Below are 19,472 nucleotides of genomic sequence, written 5' to 3'. Positions count from 1 at the left end.
TCATGGACGAAACAGGAATTCCGTTTCGCATTACCGATGCCGGCCGCGCCGCGTTCGTGTCGCTGGGCAACACGGGCACGAACAAAAGGGAAGTCGTCGAAATCGGCGTCGGGGTGCAACCGTTCGAATTCGCGCCGGACATGACGGTCATGCCGGGGGAATACAAGCGCATTTCCACGTTTGGCGGCCAGAACGTCGCGCCCGATCAGATCCACGTGACGATGCTCGATACTGATCGCGATCAGTACACGATGTACGCGTTCGCGCTGTATCTTGATACCGGCGAGTTATTCGGCCTGTATGTGCAGGACACTCCGATAACAGAGAAATCGCCGCAGGCAAAGATGCTGCTTTCGGCCGACGTCAAATTTGCGTCGTTCGATGCGTCGCAGCTCGTTCTTGGCGACACGATGTTTCTGAACCCGCCGGCGACAACTGATGTGCTGGGCGTGGTGCGGCTCGCCACGCAGGCCGAAGTAGATGCGGGCACGGATGACCGGAGCGTTCTCACGCCTAAAACGGCTGGGACTCTATACGCCAAACGCACGGGTGACGATTTCAGCGGTCGCGTACGGATTAATACGGTGCCCACCCTTACCGATGCGCAGCTAGAGCTGCGGGGCACCAGCGGTGGGCTTGGCCGGGAAGCGAAATTGCGGTTTCGACCGACCTTCGGCACTGGCACGGACACCGGAGCGTGGCTTGCCGCGTCGATTCGCAGCGGATTCGATGGCGGGACATGGGGTAAGGAATATCTCGACTTCTATGTCAACTCTGTCGCCAATAGCGCAGGAAGCGATGCTAATCAGGTCCGCGCAATGAGGATCACGTACGGCGGTCGGGTTTTGATCGGCGTGCGCGACGACGACGGCAAGAAAAGACTTCAGGTCGCCGGCGATTCGGTGTTTGATGGGAATGTGTCTATGACGGGGGCAAAGACCTTCCAGAACGAATACCGGATGGGTATTGCCCGGGACGATCCCACCTATCAGCCGCATTTCGTGTTTGCGAACAGCACCGTGCTGGTTGCGGATCCGCCGGCAGTACAAAGGACTGTCGGTTCAATTTTCTTTCGGTGGGGCTCAACCACGTCGGATGCGCTGGCCGGGCAGGCCGCAGCGGAAATCAACGGTCACATCAACCCGGACGGAAGCAGCACCTTAAGCTGGATTACTCGCAACGGGGAAGCCGGAATCGTCGGCCGCATGTATCTATCGGGCAAGGGTAACGCGATCGTTGGTACGGGCGTCGACGACGGTGAGAACAGACTGCAGGTCAGCGGGTCGGGTGCGTTCAGTGGCTACATCACGGCGAGGACTCCCCTGGTCGGAGACGTATCAACAAAACTTGTCACGACGGAATTCCTGAATTCGGCAATCTCGGCAATCTCGTCGGCGACGATCGGGCAGATCGTATTCGAACCGCGCACGGCAGCGCGTGCGGGCTACCTGAAGGCGAACGGCGCGTTGCTCAATCGTGCCGACTACCCGGTCCTGTGGGCCTATGCTCAGGCGAGCGGTGCGCTCGTCGATGACGGTCAGTGGGGCGCGGGAAATTGGGGATGCTTTTCCACTGGCAACGGCGCCACCACGTTCCGAATTCCTGAGTTGCGCGGAGAAGGAATCCGATGCTGGGACGATGGTCGGGGCATCGACGCGGGGCGCGCAATCGGATCGTGGCAGGACAGCCAGAACAGATCGCACACGCACGCAGCATCGACGGCAGCGGAAGGATCGCACGACCATTTGGGTTGGACAGACGCGCAGGGTCTTCACTCGCATGGTGGCTACACTTTAGCTGAAGGGCAGCATCAGCACGTAGTTCCATGGGGAGAAAACTACTCAGGTTTTCCGTGGGGCACATATGGATCATCACAGATAGGTTCGAGTCAGCACGACAATGACAACTTCTGGATGCTCACAAGCCCGGAAGGCTTGCACCAACACCAGCTATACGCAGATGGTAATCACGCGCACGCAGTAGGTGTTGCGGCAAACGGTTCTCACAGTCACGCAGTCACAATCAACGCGGACGGCGGCACAGAAACGCGCGTGCGATCGGTCGCGCTTCTGGCGATGATCCGCGCTTACTAGGAGGGGGAGCAATGCTTGTACATCAGTACGACTCGGGAACCGGCGCTTATGTCGGCAGCAGCATGGCGGATGCGGATCCGCGCAATGATGGGCGATGGCTATTTCCTGCATTCAGCACGACGGATCAACCGCCTGATAGGACGGCAAGGACATGGCCGTTTTACAGGGATGGCGCGTGGACGCTGTTGCCTGATTATCGTGGGCGCATGCTGTACAGGACGGATAGCGGTGAGCCAACGGAAATAGTAGCGCCAGGCGTCACACCGGAAGAGTTGGGGCTCACGGAAGATCCGAGGCCGTCAGATAGGCATACGTGGATAAACGGTGAGTGGGAAGTTTCGCCGGAGCTGATCGAGCAGGAAAAGCGCGCGGCGATGATGGCCGAATTCGAAGATCGCATGCAGCGCGCGAAAAGCGAAAACGCCGGAAAAGCGGACGCGCTCACCGCGGGACTGCTCGATGATGAAGCGGTCTACTACTTCAAGGCGTGGTCTGCGTACCAGATGGCGCTGGTGAGTGCGATCGGAACCGCGGCGTCGCTGGACGACGTGCAATGGCCCGATACACCGGCCCCGTGGACGCCGCCACCGCCGGAAGCGGAGCCTGAACCGGAACCGCAGATTCCACCGGAGCCACATTTCGAACCGGAGCCCGAAGCGGATTCAATGGAACCAGCCGCGTCGCAGACGACACGCTCACGAAAAGCGAAACGAAACAGGAATGAACCGGCGTAACGCCGCAACACCGGCGGGCCGGTTGCCCGCTCTGACGACAGGAGTTCGACATCATGGCGCAGGACTTTCACCACGGCGTAACCGTCGAAGAATCGCCCGATAGCGTACGGCCAATAACGACGATTTCGACCGCCGTTATTGGCATCATCTGCACGGCAGACGATGCCGACGAAGATGCTTTTCCGCTTGATACGCCCGTGCTTCTGACGGACGTGGAAGGCGCGCTCGGCAAGGCTGGCACGTCGGGCACGCTGTACAAGGTGCTCAATGCCATTTCGCTGCAGGCGCGGCCGCAAACCGTTGTCGTGCGCGTCGCGGAAGGCGAAAGCGCGGCCGAAACAACGTCAAACGTGATTGGCACGGTCAAGCCCGATGGGACGCGTACCGGCATAAAGGCGCTCGAGGCGGCGTCCGGCATTGTCAGCGTGAAGCCGCGCATTCTTGCTGCGCCGTGGCTCGACACGCAACCGGTTGCGAACGCGCTGGCGTCGCTCGGACAGGCAACGCGCGCAATGGCGTATGTCGCCGCGCGAGACGACGACGGCGAGCTCGTTCAGACGAAAGAGGCGGCCGCGCTGTACCGCAAACAGTTCGGCCAGCGCGAAATCATGATCATCTGGCCGGATTTCATTGCATGGGACGATCAGGCGTCCGAGTCGATCGAGGTTCCGGCCGTCGCCTACGCGGTCGGTCTGCGCGCGAAAATCGATCAGACGATCGGCTGGAACCGGACGATTTCCAATATCAGCGTCAATGGGGTGACCGGCATCAGCAAATCCGTTTCGTGGGATTTGCAAAACCCGGCGACCGATGCGGGTTTCCTGAACGAAAATCAGGTTACGACGCTGGTCAGCCGCGATGGCTTCCGATTCTGGGGTTCGCGCACGACGTCGGACGATCCGCGATTTGAATTCGAAAGCTACACGCGCACCGCGCAAGTGCTCGCGGACACGATCGCAGAAGCGCAAATGCCGGTTATCGACGGCGTGATTGTGCCAATGCTGCCGCGTGACATCATCGCTTCGATCCGCGCCAAATTCCGCTCGATGGTCGCGCAGGGTCAGTTGATCGGGGCGGGCGCCGATTTCCCGGTTGACCGCAACGGCGTCGCTGAGCTGATCGACGGCAAGCTCGCCGTGCGATACCGCTACACGCCGACACCGCCGCTCGAAAACCTGACACTCATTCAGGTCCAAACGGACGAATACCTGATGGATTTTGCCCAACAGGTCGCCGCAGGCTAACGGACTGGCCGGCGCGATCGCGCCGAGCCATTGATACAGAAAGGAGTGCAAATCATGGGTATGCCAGCGGTCCTGAAACACTTCAATGTGTTTCAAAACGGCGTGTCGTATCGGGGCAAGGCGGAGGAAGTCACCCCGCCGAAGCTGACGCGGAAAATGGAGGAATGGCGAGGCGCCGGGATGCTCGGACCAATCCAGCTCGATATGGGTATGGAGGCAATGGAATTCGAGTGGTCGGTCGGCGGCATCGACAAAGATATGTTGACGCAGTTCGGCGCGATCACTGCCGACGCAATCATGCTGCGCTTCGCCGGCGCCGTGCAGAACGATGATACCGGCGACTGGTCGGCGGTTGAAATCGTCGTACACGGCCGCCAGAAGGAACTCGATTTCGGCTCATTCAAGCCGGGCGACAAGACGACCGTCAAGGCGACGATGCCTCTCACGTACTACAAGCTGACGATCGACGGCGAGGACGTGATCGAAATCGACATGATCAACTTTATCGCCGTGATGGGTGGTAAGGACGTGCTCGCCGAAGTGCGGCGCATTCTCGGTATCTGATCGCGCGCGGTCGCGGGGTCGTGCATTCATTTATTCAACTTTCAGCAACAGGAGCAAACTCAGTGAACAGCCCACTTCAGAATAGCGATGCAGTGCTCGGCGCTCAGGAAGCCAGTCAATTCGCGACCGACATGAGTGCGTACACGATCGGCCAATCCGAGCCGGCCGCCGTGGCTGCGCAGACGCCGGACAACGCGATCATGCTCGACGAGCCGATCCGCCGTGGCAATACTGACATCGGCCAAGTTGTATTGCGCAAGCCAAGTTCAGGCGAATTGCGCGGCGTGCGGCTCGATGATCTGTTGAGCGGCGACGTTAATGCGCTGCTGCTCGTGCTACCGCGCATTTCCATGCCGACTCTGGTCAAGCACGAGGTCGACGGACTCGACCCGGCCGATCTCGCCAAGTTCGGCGAGGTCATCATCGGTTTTTTTCTGCCGAAGGCGCAGCGCGAGAAATTGGCATCCCGGTCGTAGTCGAAGACGCTATGGCAGACATCGCGACCGTGTTCGGCTGGACGCCTGACGTGATGGGCGCAATGTCTGTCGACGAGCTCTCAGACTGGCGGGAACGGGCGCGCGCCCGTTATGAAAATGATGTGATAGCCCGCAACCCTTGGGCGGAGAAAAAGTGAATCAGGATCTGAAGCTGCGCGTCGTGTTCGACATGGTGGATCGCGCCGCGCGTCCACTGAAAAACGTCATGGCGGGCAGCAAGGGACTGTCGCGCGCCATTGCGGAAACCCGGAAAGAACTGGCCGGACTGCAGAAGCAACAAAAGACCGTGAACGCAGTCCGCGCGCTGCGTACGGAAATGGGACAGACGGCGTCAAAGCTGAAGGAAGCCCAGGGCAACCTGGCCGGACTGCGGGAAAAGCTGAACGCAACGAGCGAGCCGACGAAGCGCTTGCAGAACGAATTCCGGCGGGCGTCGAATTCCGTGGTGACGCTCACGCAAAAACAGGAACAGCAGCGCAACCGCCTGGGCGAACTGAATAGCCGCATGCAGGAAGCCGGGCGCGGCACACGCACGCTGGCGAATCATGAAAACGCATTGCGAACGAGTATCGAGCGCACGAGTACGGCGCTCGGCAAGCAAAGCAAGCGTATGCAAACCATGCAGGCGGCGAGCGAGCGCCTGGGCAAACGACAGGCGCTGGCGTCGAATATGGCTGTCGCCGGATATGCGGCCCGCGCGACTGGCGGGCGGATGGTGGGCGGCATTGGAAGTGCTCTCGATCAGGCGAAAGCATATGAGCAACAGCTGTCGCAGTTCCGCGCGCTGGGTGTCAGCAACAAGGAGCTAAGCGGAGCGGTGGGTTTCGCTGACAGGATGGACGTCAAGGGAGTAAGCAAGCTCGACCGCCTGAAGCTCCTGAAAGAAACCTACACGATCACGCGCGACATGCACCACGCCGAAGAAATGGCGCCACTTCTCGCGAAGATGAAGGTGGGCATCGAAACAGTAATGGCCGGCCGCGGCCACGGCGAAGGCCACGGCGAGCAAGCCGAACAGATGCTGATGGATCTGGTTAAGACGACGGAATTGCGCGGCTCACTCAAGAGCCCCGCGGCGTTCAAACAGGCCGTCGACAACGCCACCAAAGCCTATGTCGCTTCCGGCGGCACCGTGAAGCCTGAAGATTTCCTGAATGCGATCAAGACGGGCGGCGTAGCGGCAAAGCAGCTCGGCGACAACGCCTTTTATTTTGGTCTGTTGCACACGATGCAGGAAATGGGCGGCTTTCGCGCGGGTACGGGGCTCATGAGTGCGTACACGAATTGGGCGCAGGGACGCACGACGCAGCAGTCCGGCGAGGACTTGGTAAAGATGGGTCTGATCGATGAAAAGTCGGTCAAGTACGGGAAAACCGGACACGTTACGAAGATCATGGGCGACGCGCTCAAACAGGTCGATCTGTACAAGACCGACCCGTTTGAATACCTGATGAAAGTCGTTATTCCGAAAATAAATCCGACTGGCAAGCTGAACGATCAGCAGGTCATCGGGAAGATCAGCCAGCTATTTTCGTCGCGCAAGGGCGGCGATCTGTTTTCGTCGCTGTATCTCGAGCGCGCGAACATTCTGAAGCACCGCGAGAGTGCGCCAAAAGCGTTCGGCGTCGACGCGTTGTATCGCGAAGGGATGGGCACCGCGTACGGCGGCGAAATGGATGCGCTCGCGAAAAAGGCGACGCTCGAAAAGGAGCTCGGGGAAAAGATTTTGCCGATGTACAACCGCGCGCTCGGTTTGACCGCGTCGTTGATCGACCGCGTGACCGGCTTTACGGAACGGCACCAGACGGTGACAAAGGCGCTGGTGGTAGGGCTCGCTGGGCTCGGCCTGCTGATCGGCGCCGGTGGCACGATAACGCTCGGTCTCGCGTCGATGATCGGTCCGCTTGCGCTGACGCACTACGGCATTGAAATGCTTGGCGCCAAAGGCTCAGTCACAGCACGTATGCTGGACGTCATGGGCGGCGGCTTCAAGGCGTTCGGCTCCGCCGTATTCACCGCTGGACGGGCGCTACTGATGTCGCCGATCACATGGATCGTGCTCGGAATCGCCGCGGCGGTCGCGTTGACCGCATACCTCATTTACCGCTATTGGGAGCCGATTTCGGCGTTTTTTCGGTCCCGATGGGCGCAAATCAAGGAAGCGTTCGGCGGCGGCATTGAGGGTGTAACGAGACTGGTGCTCGACTGGTCGCCGCTCGGCGCGTTCTATACCGTTTTCCGCGCCGTCATGTCGTGGTTTGGCGTCGAGCTGCCGGCGAAGTTTTCGGACTTCGGTCTGAACATGATGGCGGGACTTGTCAACGGCATGACGACCGGGCTGGCAACAGTCAAACAGGCCGTGATGAATGTCGCAGACTCGACGGTCTCGTGGTTCAAGGAAAAGCTCGGCATTCATAGCCCCAGCCGCGTATTCGGCCTGCTCGGGGGCTTTATCGGACAGGGCGCGGCGATCGGCATCGAGGGCGAGCGGCCACGCGTGGCCGGCGCTGTCGCGAGGCTCGCCGGAACGGCCGTCAACGCGTTTGGTGCGGGCGCTGCGCTGTTCGCGTCCGACAAACCCATGTTCGACCGGCGCGGCCCGATCGCCGCGGCGCCAATACCGGCCGGCGGCGGTGCGACGACCTATACGATCCACTTCAATTTTCCGGCCGGCGCGAGCATGCCGGATTCGTCGGCACTCGCGACGCTCGAAACGCGGTTCCGCAATTTGCTCGAGCAACACGAGCGGGACAAGGCGCGTCGCGCTGGATCGAGTTTTTCGGACAGGGGGTAATTCGCAATGGTCGTGCTCTGTCTTGGTCAGTTCGTGTTCAGCATAAGCACGGCGCTGTTTCATGAGCTGCAGCGCAAACGCAACTGGAAGCATGCGAAAAACTCGCGCGTCGGCGCGCGTGATGCAAACCAGTACAACGGGCCGGGCGACGACTCGATCACAATCGCCGGCGTGATTGCGCCGGGGCAGCTCGGCACCGCGGCATCGCTCGACATGCTTACTGACATGGCCGACACAGGCGCGGGCTACGTGCTCGTGGATATGCTAGGCAACGTCCACGGCGTTTTCACCATCGGCTCACTTGACGAAACGCAGACCTATCACGACGTGATCGGGATTGCGCAGAAAATCGACTTTACGCTGACGCTCGATCGCGTCGACGATCTGGCGCTGACCGGCGCCACCGCGGCGAGCGGCGTTGCGGCAACCGGCGCACGGCCGGCCGGTTCGCTTGATGCCGCACCGGTCCCGGATGCGCCCGCGTACGTGAAGCCGAAAAAGAAGGGGTAAGCGTGTCGACACTTTCTTTGCTGCCGGCCGCCGCAGCTCAGGGCATTCCACAACCGCAGGCCGATTATCGGCTCACGCTCGACGGGCGCGATCTGTCACGCACGGTCGCCAGGTATCTGATCAGCCTTTCGCTCACTCAGTCGCGCGAGGATGAAGCCGACATGCTCAATCTTGTGTTGGACGATTCCCGCGGCGATTTGGCGATCCCGAAACGCGGCGTCGAAGTGCGTCTGTCGATCGGCTGGGTCGGCGAGGCGCTCGTCGACAAGGGGACATACACCGTCGACGAAGTCGAGCACGGCGGCTCGCCGGACCGGATAACGGTCAGCGCGCGCTCGGCGTCGATGACCGACGAAATGCACGTTCGGCGCGACACGAGCTGGCACCGCAAAACGATCGGCGATATCGTCAAGGCGATCGCCGCGCGTCACGGTCTGAAACCGGCGCTTAATGACACGCTCGCGAGTACGACCATCGCCCATATCGATCAGACCGGCGAAAGCGATCTGTCATTCCTGACCCGGCTCGCGAAACGTTACGACGCCGTGATGACCGTCAAGGATGGACGGTTGCTGTTCATGCCGATCGGCACCGGCGCGAGCGCGAGCGGCCAGCCGTTGCCGACACTCCTGATCACGCGTATCGACGGCGACTCGCACCGTTATCACGTGTCGCAGCGCGAAAGCTATACGGCGGTTCGTGCGCGCTGGCATACCGCGAAAAAGGGAAAGCAGGAATCTGTCGTCATCGGCGGCGACAACAATAAAAACGTGAAGTTGCTGCCCGAAACGTACGCGTCGCGCGAGGAAGCGACGGCGGCCGCGAAGGCCGAATATGCGCGCACCCAGCGCGGCCAGGCGACGTTCGATCTCTCGCTCGCGCTTGGTCGACCGGATGCTTACCCGGAAATGTCGGTCACGGCGACGGGCTGGAAACCGGAGATTGACGAAATCCCGTGGCTGATCAAACGCGTTGTCTCGAAGATGGACAGTAGCGGGGGATTTACGACCGATCTCGAAATGGAGATGGCTGACGATCCAACAACAAACCGTCACCGATCGCACTTCGCAAAAGCCCGTTAGCGAAGGATTTCGAGACAGTCAGTCCGGTTCGGCGGCAAACATCACGCTGGCGTCTGTGATGGTCATCATTAGCTTGACGCCATTAAACTTCCGCCGCGCAACCTCATTGGGCTCAGCGACATGAGCATGAATAAGTGCCTCAATTTCGGGGGTTATGGTACTGGCCGATCCGTTCGGGGTTGCTGCGCCTAACGCGGCAGTAGCCGCATAGCCGATATCTGATACGGAGCGTTTTGTGCCGTCACTTGCACCCATTAGCAGCACGGACATTACCTTGCCCGACTTCGAGTCCACCCTGCCCATGACTTGCAGATGATCGTTCAGTGCGATGCTGAAGCCGCGCGCATCTGTAGCACTATCGATACGGGTACTTTTAACTTTGATGCGGTACGGCTTATTCATGCTCAGCATAATGTCGTTGAACCGACGCTCATACTCGACGGGCGTGACGTCAAGGTGATCTGATTCCGGCATTTCAGATGCAGTGGACATGGACGCAGCGAAATCGCTTGAAAGAGATTTGTCCTGTGCGGCGCGCGCTGGCGGCATTTCAGACGCGGCGGCGACAGCCTCATTTCGGGTGGTGGTTTGCACGGGAAACAGCACACCAACCACGATAACCAGAGAAAAAACTCCACCCAAAATGATTCCGACCCACTTGAGAATCTTCTTCATGCATAACCCCTACTCAAAATACATAATCAACGGTTTACAAGCGAAGGCGCGGGATTTTAACATCGCGCCTCGTCGTTTTATCTCATTAATCTAGAGAAGGGGAATTGAAGTTCCTCGCAGATCAGCGCTTCATCGAGGAGAAACGGGGGCGTCGTCGCCACAGAAAAGCGGGCCGTGGCGCCATCTTCGGATTTCGACTTTTGCCAGGGTGCGCCAACGGCGCAGGACGTCGGAGAATTGGCCGGCCGCCTTCGCGCGTCGGATTTTGCCCGCAACGTCCCAGCCTTTCAAATACAGTTCATAGGCGCGACGGCTCGAAAGGAAATGAGGCGCGACAATGCTCACCCATGCGAGGCATTCCTGTTCTTCGGTCACAACGTCGGCCAGTTCGGAACCTTCAGGAAGGGGCGGTGTGTCGGGTTCGGCGGCGACGTTCGCGCGCCAGATCCGCAGGAATTCGATTCGCCACCACGGGACGGGGGATCGACCGGCCAGCCAGTTCCGCACACTGCGCGTGCAGCAGTGCAGCACTTCTGCAACCCGGTCAATCGTCAACCCTTCGGTTAGCTTAACGAATTGTTCGCGCCTGTCATTGTCCGCATCAGAGCTCATTATGGCGTCTCCAGCGGGGTCCATTCGGCGATGCACGGCATATTGCTTGCTGCTCGCCGTTGTTGTAGGGGAAGTTATAGAAATATGCGATGCCTAAATAAAATTTATTTTGTCTTTTCGCTTCGTTAGCTAATAGCTTTTTTTTGCGCTCGATAGGCGCGCGACGACGCTGCCACGGCTTGGCGCGGCGGATTTCCATTCTGAATTTATTTACCTTTTTTATCTAAAATGCATTGACGCTCAATCTTATTCCGCTGATTGCAGATTTATCGATTTGTTAAACAGTATTAATATTGAAAGCGCGCTCGCTGGCGCATCTCGATCGGCTGGTTGAAGAATTTGCGGCATCTTGCTTGCCATAGTGCGATCGATGGTTCTAAGGCTTGAGACTTCGGTTAGCTGTTAGCCCGGACTTGACATAATGTAATTTATCAACGAAAAGTCTGTTAGTCCAAAGTTCAGATGTCGCGTTTCCGCTAAATTGAAATGTCGTGTTTGCGGGTTCAGGCTGGCGGCCAGTATCTCTTCAGGAGCGCTGGCCATGAACGGACGTGGATTCGTCACGATCAGCATGCACGAGCTCGAGCGCGTGAAGATCATCGAGGCGGTCGTCCAGCATCGCCTGACGATGGTACTGGCGGCTGAACGGCTGCTGCTCTGGGCGATCGTGCAACTGGGCAAGCCGCTGTCGTCGCTCACGCACGAAGACCTGCAACTGTTCCGGCAATTCCTCAAAGATCCGCTACCGCGCGCGCTGGGTCGCCGACGGCGGGCGCAAATACCCGCGCCATGATCCGCTCTGGCGGCCGTTTTACAATACGCTCCGGCCGAGTAACCAGTACCAGGCGATGGTGATCATCAACGCGCTGTTCGCGTGGCTCGTCGAAGCCGGCTATCTGGCTGGCAACCCGCTGTCGCTGTCCCGGCAGCGCACCCGCCGCTCAAAGCCACGCATCACGCGCTACCGCGACCGCGAACTGTGGAACGAAGTGAAGCTCCATATCGACAGCTTGCCGAAGGACACCCCGCGCGAGCGGGAGCGCTACCTGCGCGCACGGTGGCTGTTCACGCTGTTCTATCTCGGCGGCCTCCGTATCTCGGAGGTCGGCGGCAACACGATGGGCAGTTTCTTCTGCCGGCGCGATGCCGACGGCCACGAGCGCTGGTGGCTCGACGTGCTGGGCAAGGGCGACAAGGAGGGGCTGGTGCCCGCCTCGGCGGAAATGATGGTGGAACTTGGGCGCTACCGGCGTGAGCGCGGCCTGTCCGCCCTGCCTTCAAGACATGAGGACACCCCGCTCGTGCTGGCGCTGGGCAAATCCATGAAGCCGCTTACCCGCTCCGCGCTGCATACGATCGTGAAGGCGATCTTTGCCGGCGCGGCCGAACGGCTCCGCCTGCGTGGCGACGGCTTCGCGGCACAGGCGGATCTGCTCGAACAGGCCTCCGCACACTGGTTGCACCACACCGCGGGTTCGCACATGGCCGACGGCGGCGCCGATCTGCGTACCGTGCGCGACAACCTGCGCCACGCGTCCCTGACGAGCACCAACATCTACCTGCACACGCCCGACGAAAAGCGCCATCGGGAGACAGAGGAAAAGCACCGCATTGAATGGTAGGCCTTGCCTGAGCGGTCAGTGGCGTGTCGCTGCGATCGGGAAAACCAGGGCGTGCCCCACGCACTCCGCATGTGCATCGCGCCGACGCTGCGCGACCACCCACCGCAGATCGCCGCTCGCGGTATTGCACGGTACGGGCCGCCGCGTCTTCTTCGCTTCCAGTGATTTTATAACCTGTTTTCTCCGGAGCGCCTGACCCTGCTGAAAGGCCGGGAGCATGAAGGGGGTGACGGTATAGCCAGCCGACCGCAATCCGCCCCGTAGTCGCTGACTATCACCACGCAGTTGCCTGAATGCATGTCTATGTCACAGTTCGGAGAGTGTCTTGCGAACACACAACTTTGCCTCCCGGCTCCAATAAAAAAACCCCTCCAGAGAGGGGGCGATGAAGCGCTCGCGAACCGTGCTTTTCGCATCGGATCAAAGCGCCGTCAATTTCCCCATAATGAGACTTGCGAGCATCTCTGCGAGCCTTGCCGTCACACCAGCTTGATCGATGTCGGGTCTGCTGTCAGATAGCCGACCGACGCGCCGAAGCGATCCCTGTAATTCGCGCGCACAAGCGGATCGAGCGTGTCCCTGAGCGCCGGCGTATGCTGGCTGCCCCAGTCGCCGGCATGCTGGAAGTTGCTCATGATGTAGGTCCAGCCGTTGAGTTCGTCGACCGCATGCAGACCGGTCGATTCGGCGCCGGCGGGTGTCGACAGCAGACGCGTGAGCTGCTTCGTGTCGACGTTGTACGCCCACAGGAAATTGTTCACGTGGTAGCCGCTGTCCTCGCCGATAAAGAGCGTTCGCAGCTTCTCCGAGAATTTCAGGTTGTCCGGGTTGGCGACCAACTCCGGGTCGGCCTTGTTGCCGAGCGCGTCGGCGGCGATGTCCTTGCCGACCAGCAGCGCGCTGGTGTGCACCGGCACCCACTCGCTGTTGATCGCGCCACCCTGGTTATCCTTCTGACCGCCCGCGAGCTTGTGCTGAAGCACGCCGCCGGCGTTGATCGCGGCGTCGACGGAAATGTTGCTCTCCGCGTTCCAGCCCTTCGCGTTGCCCTTCACCATCGAGTCGACGATGTTCTGCAAAGCGGAGTACGCGATCTTGTCCTTGATGTTGACCGTCGTCCCTTCCATCTTCGTGAAGCCCATGCTGCCGCCCGCCAGGTAAGCGTAGCGATGGGTTTCGAGGAAAGCCGCAACCTTCTCCTTGCCCGGCATGATCCTGACCCACTGCGCGGTGCCGCCGGCGAAGATCTTCCGGTAGTTAGCGTCGGCAGGATCGGTCCACTTGACGTCGATGACGTCCTGCGGCCGATTCGACTTCGCCATGGCCTCGACTTCCGCGCTCGTCGCGTGACCGAGCCTGATCCACGTCAGGTCCGCGCCCGCCGCGGCCGGATCGACCGAGAAGCCCGCGCCCACTTTCGCCACATACAACGTGCCGGCCGACAGGTCCTTCTCGTTGTCCGCCACGAACATGAAGAGGCCGCTGTTGGTCGCGTCGTCGCCCATCAGGACCGTGCGGTTGTCCGGCATCACCTGCACCAGTTCGTGCGAAATGCGCCCGAGGCAATAGTGCTTTCTGACCGAGCCGGTGCCATCCGCCTTGACCGTGATTTCCGGCAGATGACCATAGAGATACGGGTTGAAAGCAATGTTCGTGTTGCCGTACAGGTTATCGTTGAACGCCTTGTACTGCGCCAGATTGCTCGAGCTGGCCGTGAACGCATCCGGCTCGTATTCCTCGCTCGACAGATGCGTGTTCCACGGCGACAGGCTCGCGCCGCAGGTGATCCACAGTCCATTCGCGGGCGACGTGTCGACGTTGTGATACTTGACGAGCGTCAACTTGCCGGTGGCCGGATCCTGATCAAGCGTCAGCACCGCGATCGGCGACGGGAGGCGGCCATACATGTCAGTGCCGGACTGCGAGCGCGTCGTGTATTCGAACTGGACGACAGCGAACACCGTGTTGCCCTTTACGCCGGCGACCTTCGCGCCATCGATCTTCAGCAGCGACGTACCGTCCGGCGAGTCCGAAAAGAACTGGCGCCGTTGCGCGGGCACCGAATCGTCATCGATCGGCTGGTTGTTGATGTCGAAGTACCCGCCTGCCAGCACGGTGCCGCCGTTGCCGTCCGGGACCAGATCGCCGGTCATGAAGAACGGCTGGTACGCGAGTTTGTAAGCCTTTTGGGAGCCGTCGGAATACGAAACCGTCAGGCCTGAGCCGACCGTGGTGGTTGCCATCAGCGACGGATTGGCGAGCGACGGCGGCGGCATGTTGGTGAAAGACGCCGAAGTGAAGTTCGCGACCGGGGTGGCAGGCGTAGTAGGCTCGGCGGAATTGGCCGACGGAGTCGCCAGATCGCCGCCGCAAGCGGTCAGCATCGACGCCGTGGCGATGCCGCCTAGCGGCAGCATCGGCGCACCGGCAAGTAGTTTCAGGGCCTTGCGGCGGGAAATGTCGAACGGCTCTGCCATGTTGTCGTGATCCAGGGTTCGGGTAGCGTGGGTGAATGCACAGCCGGCACGCAGTCAGCCCCAAACCACATGGTTCACGCTCGCGCCGCTATGACGCGTGGATTCTATGAAGTTAATATGAAAGTATATTGACAGGCTTTAGTAATTTTTGAATCAGCCTGGTCAGCCGGCCTGCCCCGCCTCTAGCCCGGGCGGCGAAATTCGTTTTCGACCCAGGCCACAGCTCGCCTTGCTGAGCTTGACGCTGGGCGCGCCCTGCACTTGCGCCAACTGCTCGCCGAAGGTGTCGAGCGCGGTCAGCAGCGCGTACGGTTCGATGTCGTCCGGAACAATGTCCAGCGTGATGTCGAGTTCGTCGTTACGGTCCGCGCTCGCCACCCGCACTTCTTTATGGAGTTGCGCACGCCGTTGCTGCTCATGGCGGCACAGGACTTCTGAGGCGGTCTTCACCAGCGTGTTGAACGCCGACGTGTCGAGGGGTTTCGGATCCTTCTTGTTGCGGCCCATCGTCCACGGCCCGACGAGCGCCGGTTCCGCTTCGCCGTCCTTGATCATTTAGACGGCCCAGCCTTCGTCGTCTTCGTTCTTGATGACGCGCGGTCCAGCCGTCGTCGCGCCAGCCACAGACGTGCTTCGTGCACGGCTTCGCCTAATCCGGACGAGCCTTCCGTCGTGGAATCAGCAGCGGTGTCGGACGATGGAAGGGGTGTATGCAACGCTGCACGTTTGGCGTCGACACGAAGCCCAGCGCGAATAGCTTTTGCGCTTTACGTCCGGCGGACCGGTTCTGTTGGGCGGTTTCAAGGGTGAAGCGCAACGGGGTTAATGAAACGCAGGCGGAGGCAGTGAAGCGGCTTCGAGCATGCGTGCGAAGACCTCCAGAGGCGAGTGAAATGCGTGCGTAGCACGTAGCCTGCTATTCATGCTGTCAGCGATGGCGTCAAGTTCATCCTGGCTGCACACGGACAGATCCGTACCAACAGATTGCGGCGTGGCGGGCTGCTTGCCAGGCGGCCAACGCGAATGCTGCCGAGCAGGCGCGCGAGCAGCGTCATCAGTCGAAAGATGGCAAGAAGCGCATCCAGCAGCTTGAGAAGGAATTGCAGCGCAAGGAGAAGGCGCTGGCGGAAGCGGCTGCGCTTGTGATTCTGAGCAAAAAGTCCGGGCGATCTGGGGATGTCCCGCTGAATCTGGTGAGGGCTATTGCATATGGCTCGTCACTACATGGCCGCGCGGCCCTTTCCTACCCCAGGTCCAAAAACTCTCTGTACGGCGTCAATTCGCGAATTTACGTCGAGCTTTTCGAAGATATTTTTCAAATGCCACTTGACCGTCTCGGGTGCCAGTTTCAACGACCGGCCGATTTCCTTGTTCGAAAGACCGCGGGCAACGCACTCGAGTACCTCAAACTCCCTCGCACTAAGAACATCCGGTGACAGCGGCACGGCCTCAACATGCGCGGGCGACGCAGCCGGTGAATTGCCGAAGGCATCAAAAGCTGTAAGCAGCCTGTCGACATACGCCGTTTCTGCCGTAGGAACATTCGCTGAAGCCAAGCGAAATTGCTGTAGCAACGCGCGCACGGGTGGCCCCTCATCCACGAAGCTGTTAATCATGCCGCTCTGCCTTCCGAGCCGTAGCGCTCGTTCGAGCGCATCAAGCGCCTTTTCGGACGCTCCGCATTGCGCGAGCGCGCATGAGAACAGCAAGAAAACCACAGCCTCCGAATAGCGCCTGCCCGTAGCAGCCAGAGTATCAAGCAACGGTGTGAGAAGCGTGACGGCTTCATCTGCACGATCCCCGGCGATCAGTACGCGAGCCTGCAGGAGACAATAGCTTGTCCAGGTGTCTACCGCGCACCCAGTCCGCCCTTCGCACATCATTGGCACGCTCTTACTCAGCTCGTCGGCGATCTGCCTCGCTTGAGCAACGTTGCCTTCTACAAGGAGCAATCTTACCGTTTCGGCATCCAACGCCAACTTCAGACGTAGCCAGTGTCGGGTTACGGCAGCCTGTCGACCGTCTTCGACAATAGCCAGCGCCGAACCCATCTCCCCGTCGCGCCACAGCAAGCGTGCTGCAGACAGTATATGGCGCATCAAACCAGTTAGCGGCGAGGTTTCCAGTGCAGCGGTCGTGCGGCCCGCGATCATCCTCCGCGCTTCAGGCAGTTCGTTGCACTCATAGTAGATCGCAGCAAGGCAACTGGCCGCCCAGGTTGCGCAGGATGACGAGTGGCCCCATGCTTTTTCGATGCGGTGGAACATCGCCTCAAAAATTCGCCTTGATTCAGACAGCTCGCCATGCATAAATGCAGCAACACCGAACGACGAGCGTCGAAACATATCCGAGTAGTCGGGCTCCTGACCCTGTTCAACTCGCTCGCCGACGGCGTCGCGTATTTCACGTATCTGGTCGAACCTGCCCATGTGCATCAAGCCGAAGAGCTGCGCGAATTGCGCACAGCGCTGCACCCACGGCGCTGTAGGCGCCATTGAGGCTTGAGCAGCACGCCCTAGTTCGAGCGCCCGCTCGCTTTCCTCCACCATGGTGGCGATCAGTGCGCTGACCGCGTTGATCTCCGCCAATGCCGCTTCCTCTACCATGCTGGTATCCTTGCGACGCCCCCGAAAGAATTCGTTGGTAACAGCAGCAACCTCCCTCGAGGCGGCGTCCGGCTGAATCGAGAACACGAGCGCCCATGCTTTCGTCAGGCGCAAACGAAGCCGTCTCTGGATGACATCCGGTGGCAGTTTCCCGATCCAACCTAGCAACGTGTTCAACTCCCCGCGCTCGAGCATCTCCGTCGCACAGTTTTCAACCCACTGTGCCGCCTGCTCGAGTTCGCCTGCAGCCAAGGCATGTCTGACTGCCTCGGGCCAAAGACGTACTCCTGCAAACCATTGGGACGCACGACGGTGCAGCAACGGGACGTGTTGCGGCATCTGGCGAAGAAGGCGCCGACGAAGTGCGTCGGACAGAAGCGCATGATAGCGGTACCAGTGCCGTGTTTCATCCAGCGGCCGGATGAACACGCTGTGCCGCTCGAGCCAGTCGAGCTGGCCCCCGCTTCCACTTCCCTTGCCCATGATGGCATCGCACAACTCAGGGGCGAGTCGTTCAAGAATCGACGTGTACAGCAGAAACTTCAGCATATGAAGCGGCAGATGTGCGAGCACGGTATCGTTCAGGTACGAATCGATTCCGGAACTGACTCCGACCAGGGCACCGGCGACCTTGGCCGCATCGCCCACATCGCGTAGCGCAAGAGCAGCAAGTTGCAAGCCAGCGACCCACCCCTCCGTTGCCTCGTTCAGCAACTCAACACTGGTCCGGTCAAGCGGCACGGTGCCTGTCCGGTCAAAAAATGCCTGCGCATCGGCGATCGAAAAACGGAGATCGTCGACATCAATACGTACTAGTTCCTCTGGAGCTCGAAACTGACCAACCATCAAGGCCGGTTCACCTCGCACCCCGAGCAGGACATGCATGTTCTCGGGGGCATAGCGAAGCAGACGGGAAGTAATCGCAAGAACTGGTTTCGCGGTCAGACGGTCGGCGTCATCCAGCACGAGAAAAACGCGCCTGCCGGATGCAGCGATCCCGTTCAGGAGTATTGAAATGACCGTTCTGATAGGAGTCAGCGGATCGTGATCAAGGATCTGTTGCGCTTGCGAGGCAATTTCCGCCGAGGCCCTGGCGAATGCGGCCACCAGGTAAGCGCAGAACTGCTGCGGATCATCGTCTTCTGCGTCGAGGCTGAGCCATGCAACAACATGCTTTCGCTGCGACAGCGCTTCACACCAACCAGCAAGCAATGTCGTCTTGCCGAACCCCGCCGGGGCGGTCACGACGGTGATGCTGCGAACCGGCCGCTTATGCAACCACTTAAGCAACACGGGTCGTTGCACGCAGCCAGACGGAATACGCGGCGCGATCATTTTGGTCTGGATCAATGACACGCTCCACTCGCGATCGGAACTGTTTGAAGAGGCTTCCATGACTATTCCCCACCCCGCCGAACCACCGCCCAAAAGGACGTCTCCGTTGTCTGTACGGGGGACGTTTTATGTATACGTTGAATTGCTTTAGTACTCAACACGAATTGCTCGCTATCTTAATATCCAGAAACACCCAATCCGCGTAAATCGTAGAAACGATTCGCGAAGTTGCTACGGCGCGACATCGCGTCTGACGACGAAGGTCACCGTGCCCACGTGCATGGAAAATTACGACAGCACCCAAGTGCAAGTGACGGCCCCGTGATGGCGCCGCTGGCGCAGGCAGCAACGAAGTGGCGGCGCCAATCGCAACGGAAGCGGGCAACAGAAGTGGATCGGGAAATGGAAGCAGAGTAATCGCGAATGACGTCGACTTTTAAAAAATTCACATCGAGCTATTGGCCTTCTGATACCTTCGGGCCTGCATCAAACGCCTCGCCACCTACTCATGATTCGACTGCACGCACGATATGACTGGACCATGAGCGCTCCAGTCTCTAGAACCATTCCTTGCTAGCGTTGAAATCACTTGAGCGGCATCTGACGGTATGCATTGCTGATGCCGCA

At 59.9% G+C, this 19,472-nt stretch carries 14 protein-coding genes and 4 pseudogenes; 11 read left to right on the top strand and 7 right to left on the bottom strand.

Features of this window, described 5'->3' with window-relative positions:
- Positions 1–2: 2 nt before the first annotated feature.
- Genes HDG39_RS28450 through HDG39_RS28410 form a run of 9 tightly spaced genes read left to right on the top strand, consistent with a single transcriptional unit; the run spans position 3 to position 9,518 of the window.
- Positions 3–2,093 (top strand): phage tail protein, encoded by a 2,091-nt coding sequence (locus HDG39_RS28450; RefSeq protein WP_184010712.1) that lies wholly within the window; start codon positions 3–5, stop codon positions 2,091–2,093.
- A gap of 11 nt (positions 2,094–2,104) precedes the next feature.
- On the top strand, positions 2,105–2,827 hold the full coding sequence (locus HDG39_RS28445; RefSeq protein ID WP_184010710.1) for a tail fiber assembly protein: 723 nt from the start codon (positions 2,105–2,107) through the stop codon (positions 2,825–2,827).
- A gap of 53 nt (positions 2,828–2,880) precedes the next feature.
- A complete protein-coding gene (locus tag HDG39_RS28440) occupies positions 2,881–4,071 on the top strand; it encodes a phage tail sheath subtilisin-like domain-containing protein (RefSeq protein ID WP_184010709.1) in 1,191 nt (396 codons plus the stop codon).
- 54 nt (positions 4,072–4,125) lie between these two features.
- A complete protein-coding gene (locus HDG39_RS28435; RefSeq protein WP_184010707.1) occupies positions 4,126–4,635 on the top strand; it encodes a phage major tail tube protein in 510 nt (169 codons plus the stop codon).
- A gap of 20 nt (positions 4,636–4,655) precedes the next feature.
- The gene (locus tag HDG39_RS35710) at positions 4,656–5,111 is read left to right on the top strand and encodes a phage tail assembly protein (RefSeq protein WP_311667575.1); all 456 of its coding nucleotides are present in this window, start codon (positions 4,656–4,658) and stop codon (positions 5,109–5,111) included.
- A gap of 11 nt (positions 5,112–5,122) precedes the next feature.
- A complete protein-coding gene (locus HDG39_RS28425) occupies positions 5,123–5,269 on the top strand; it encodes a GpE family phage tail protein (RefSeq protein WP_184010705.1) in 147 nt (48 codons plus the stop codon).
- Positions 5,266–7,926: a phage tail tape measure protein gene (locus tag HDG39_RS28420; RefSeq protein ID WP_184010703.1), complete on the top strand. Its 2,661-nt coding sequence runs from the start codon at positions 5,266–5,268 to the stop codon at positions 7,924–7,926. Before HDG39_RS28425 ends, HDG39_RS28420 begins: the two co-directional genes overlap by 4 nt.
- Positions 7,927–7,932: 6 nt before the next feature.
- A complete protein-coding gene (locus HDG39_RS28415; RefSeq protein ID WP_184010701.1) occupies positions 7,933–8,436 on the top strand; it encodes a phage tail protein in 504 nt (167 codons plus the stop codon).
- A gap of 2 nt (positions 8,437–8,438) precedes the next feature.
- Positions 8,439–9,518: a phage late control D family protein gene (locus HDG39_RS28410; RefSeq protein ID WP_311667572.1), complete on the top strand. Its 1,080-nt coding sequence runs from the start codon at positions 8,439–8,441 to the stop codon at positions 9,516–9,518.
- An 18-nt stretch (positions 9,519–9,536) separates the two neighbouring features.
- Here the strand turns inward: HDG39_RS28410 and HDG39_RS28405 are convergent, their stop codons facing one another.
- The 3 genes from HDG39_RS28405 to HDG39_RS28395 all read right to left on the bottom strand — a co-directional run bounded on the left by HDG39_RS28405 (position 9,537) and on the right by HDG39_RS28395 (position 11,004).
- Positions 9,537–10,193 (bottom strand): hypothetical protein, encoded by a 657-nt coding sequence (locus tag HDG39_RS28405; protein ID WP_184010699.1) that lies wholly within the window; start codon positions 10,191–10,193, stop codon positions 9,537–9,539.
- A 129-nt stretch (positions 10,194–10,322) separates the two neighbouring features.
- The gene (locus tag HDG39_RS28400) at positions 10,323–10,805 is read right to left on the bottom strand and encodes an IS21 family transposase (RefSeq protein WP_184010690.1); all 483 of its coding nucleotides are present in this window, start codon (positions 10,803–10,805) and stop codon (positions 10,323–10,325) included.
- Entirely contained in the window at positions 10,795–11,004 is a 210-nt protein-coding gene (locus tag HDG39_RS28395; RefSeq protein WP_184010688.1) for a hypothetical protein, read from the bottom strand. The genes HDG39_RS28400 and HDG39_RS28395 overlap by 11 nt, the downstream gene beginning before the upstream one ends.
- Before the next feature lie 342 nt (positions 11,005–11,346).
- Between HDG39_RS28395 and HDG39_RS28390 the strand changes: the two are divergent.
- Positions 11,347–12,427, top strand: a pseudogene (locus tag HDG39_RS28390) (tyrosine-type recombinase/integrase).
- 479 nt (positions 12,428–12,906) lie between these two features.
- On the opposite strand, the gene HDG39_RS28385 reads toward HDG39_RS28390, so the two are convergent.
- The 3 genes and pseudogenes from HDG39_RS28385 to HDG39_RS35300 form a co-directional block, all read right to left on the bottom strand.
- Entirely contained in the window at positions 12,907–14,904 is a 1,998-nt protein-coding gene (locus tag HDG39_RS28385) for a PhoX family protein (protein WP_184010686.1), read from the bottom strand.
- Positions 14,905–15,086: 182 nt separating this feature from the next.
- Positions 15,087–15,620, bottom strand: a pseudogene (locus HDG39_RS28380) (hypothetical protein).
- Between the two features lie 106 nt (positions 15,621–15,726).
- Positions 15,727–15,882, bottom strand: a pseudogene (locus HDG39_RS35300) (IS30 family transposase); the annotation flags it as partial.
- Here HDG39_RS35300 and HDG39_RS35940 point away from each other — a divergent pair.
- Positions 15,879–16,089, top strand: a pseudogene (locus HDG39_RS35940) (hypothetical protein); the annotation flags it as partial. The pseudogenes HDG39_RS35300 and HDG39_RS35940 overlap by 4 nt on opposite strands.
- Positions 16,090–16,124: 35 nt before the next feature.
- On the opposite strand, the gene HDG39_RS28370 reads toward HDG39_RS35940, so the two are convergent.
- Positions 16,125–18,905 carry a winged helix-turn-helix domain-containing protein gene (locus HDG39_RS28370; RefSeq protein ID WP_184010684.1) on the bottom strand — a complete coding sequence of 927 codons (2,781 nt, stop codon included), beginning with the start codon at positions 18,903–18,905 and terminating at the stop codon, positions 16,125–16,127.
- Positions 18,906–19,472 lie beyond the last annotated feature (567 nt).

The sequence above is a fragment of the Paraburkholderia lebeckiae genome, from assembly GCF_014201005.1.
Taxonomy (GTDB): Bacteria; Pseudomonadota; Gammaproteobacteria; order Burkholderiales; family Burkholderiaceae; genus Paraburkholderia; species Paraburkholderia tuberum.
This window is presented reverse-complemented; position numbering and strand designations above follow the sequence as displayed.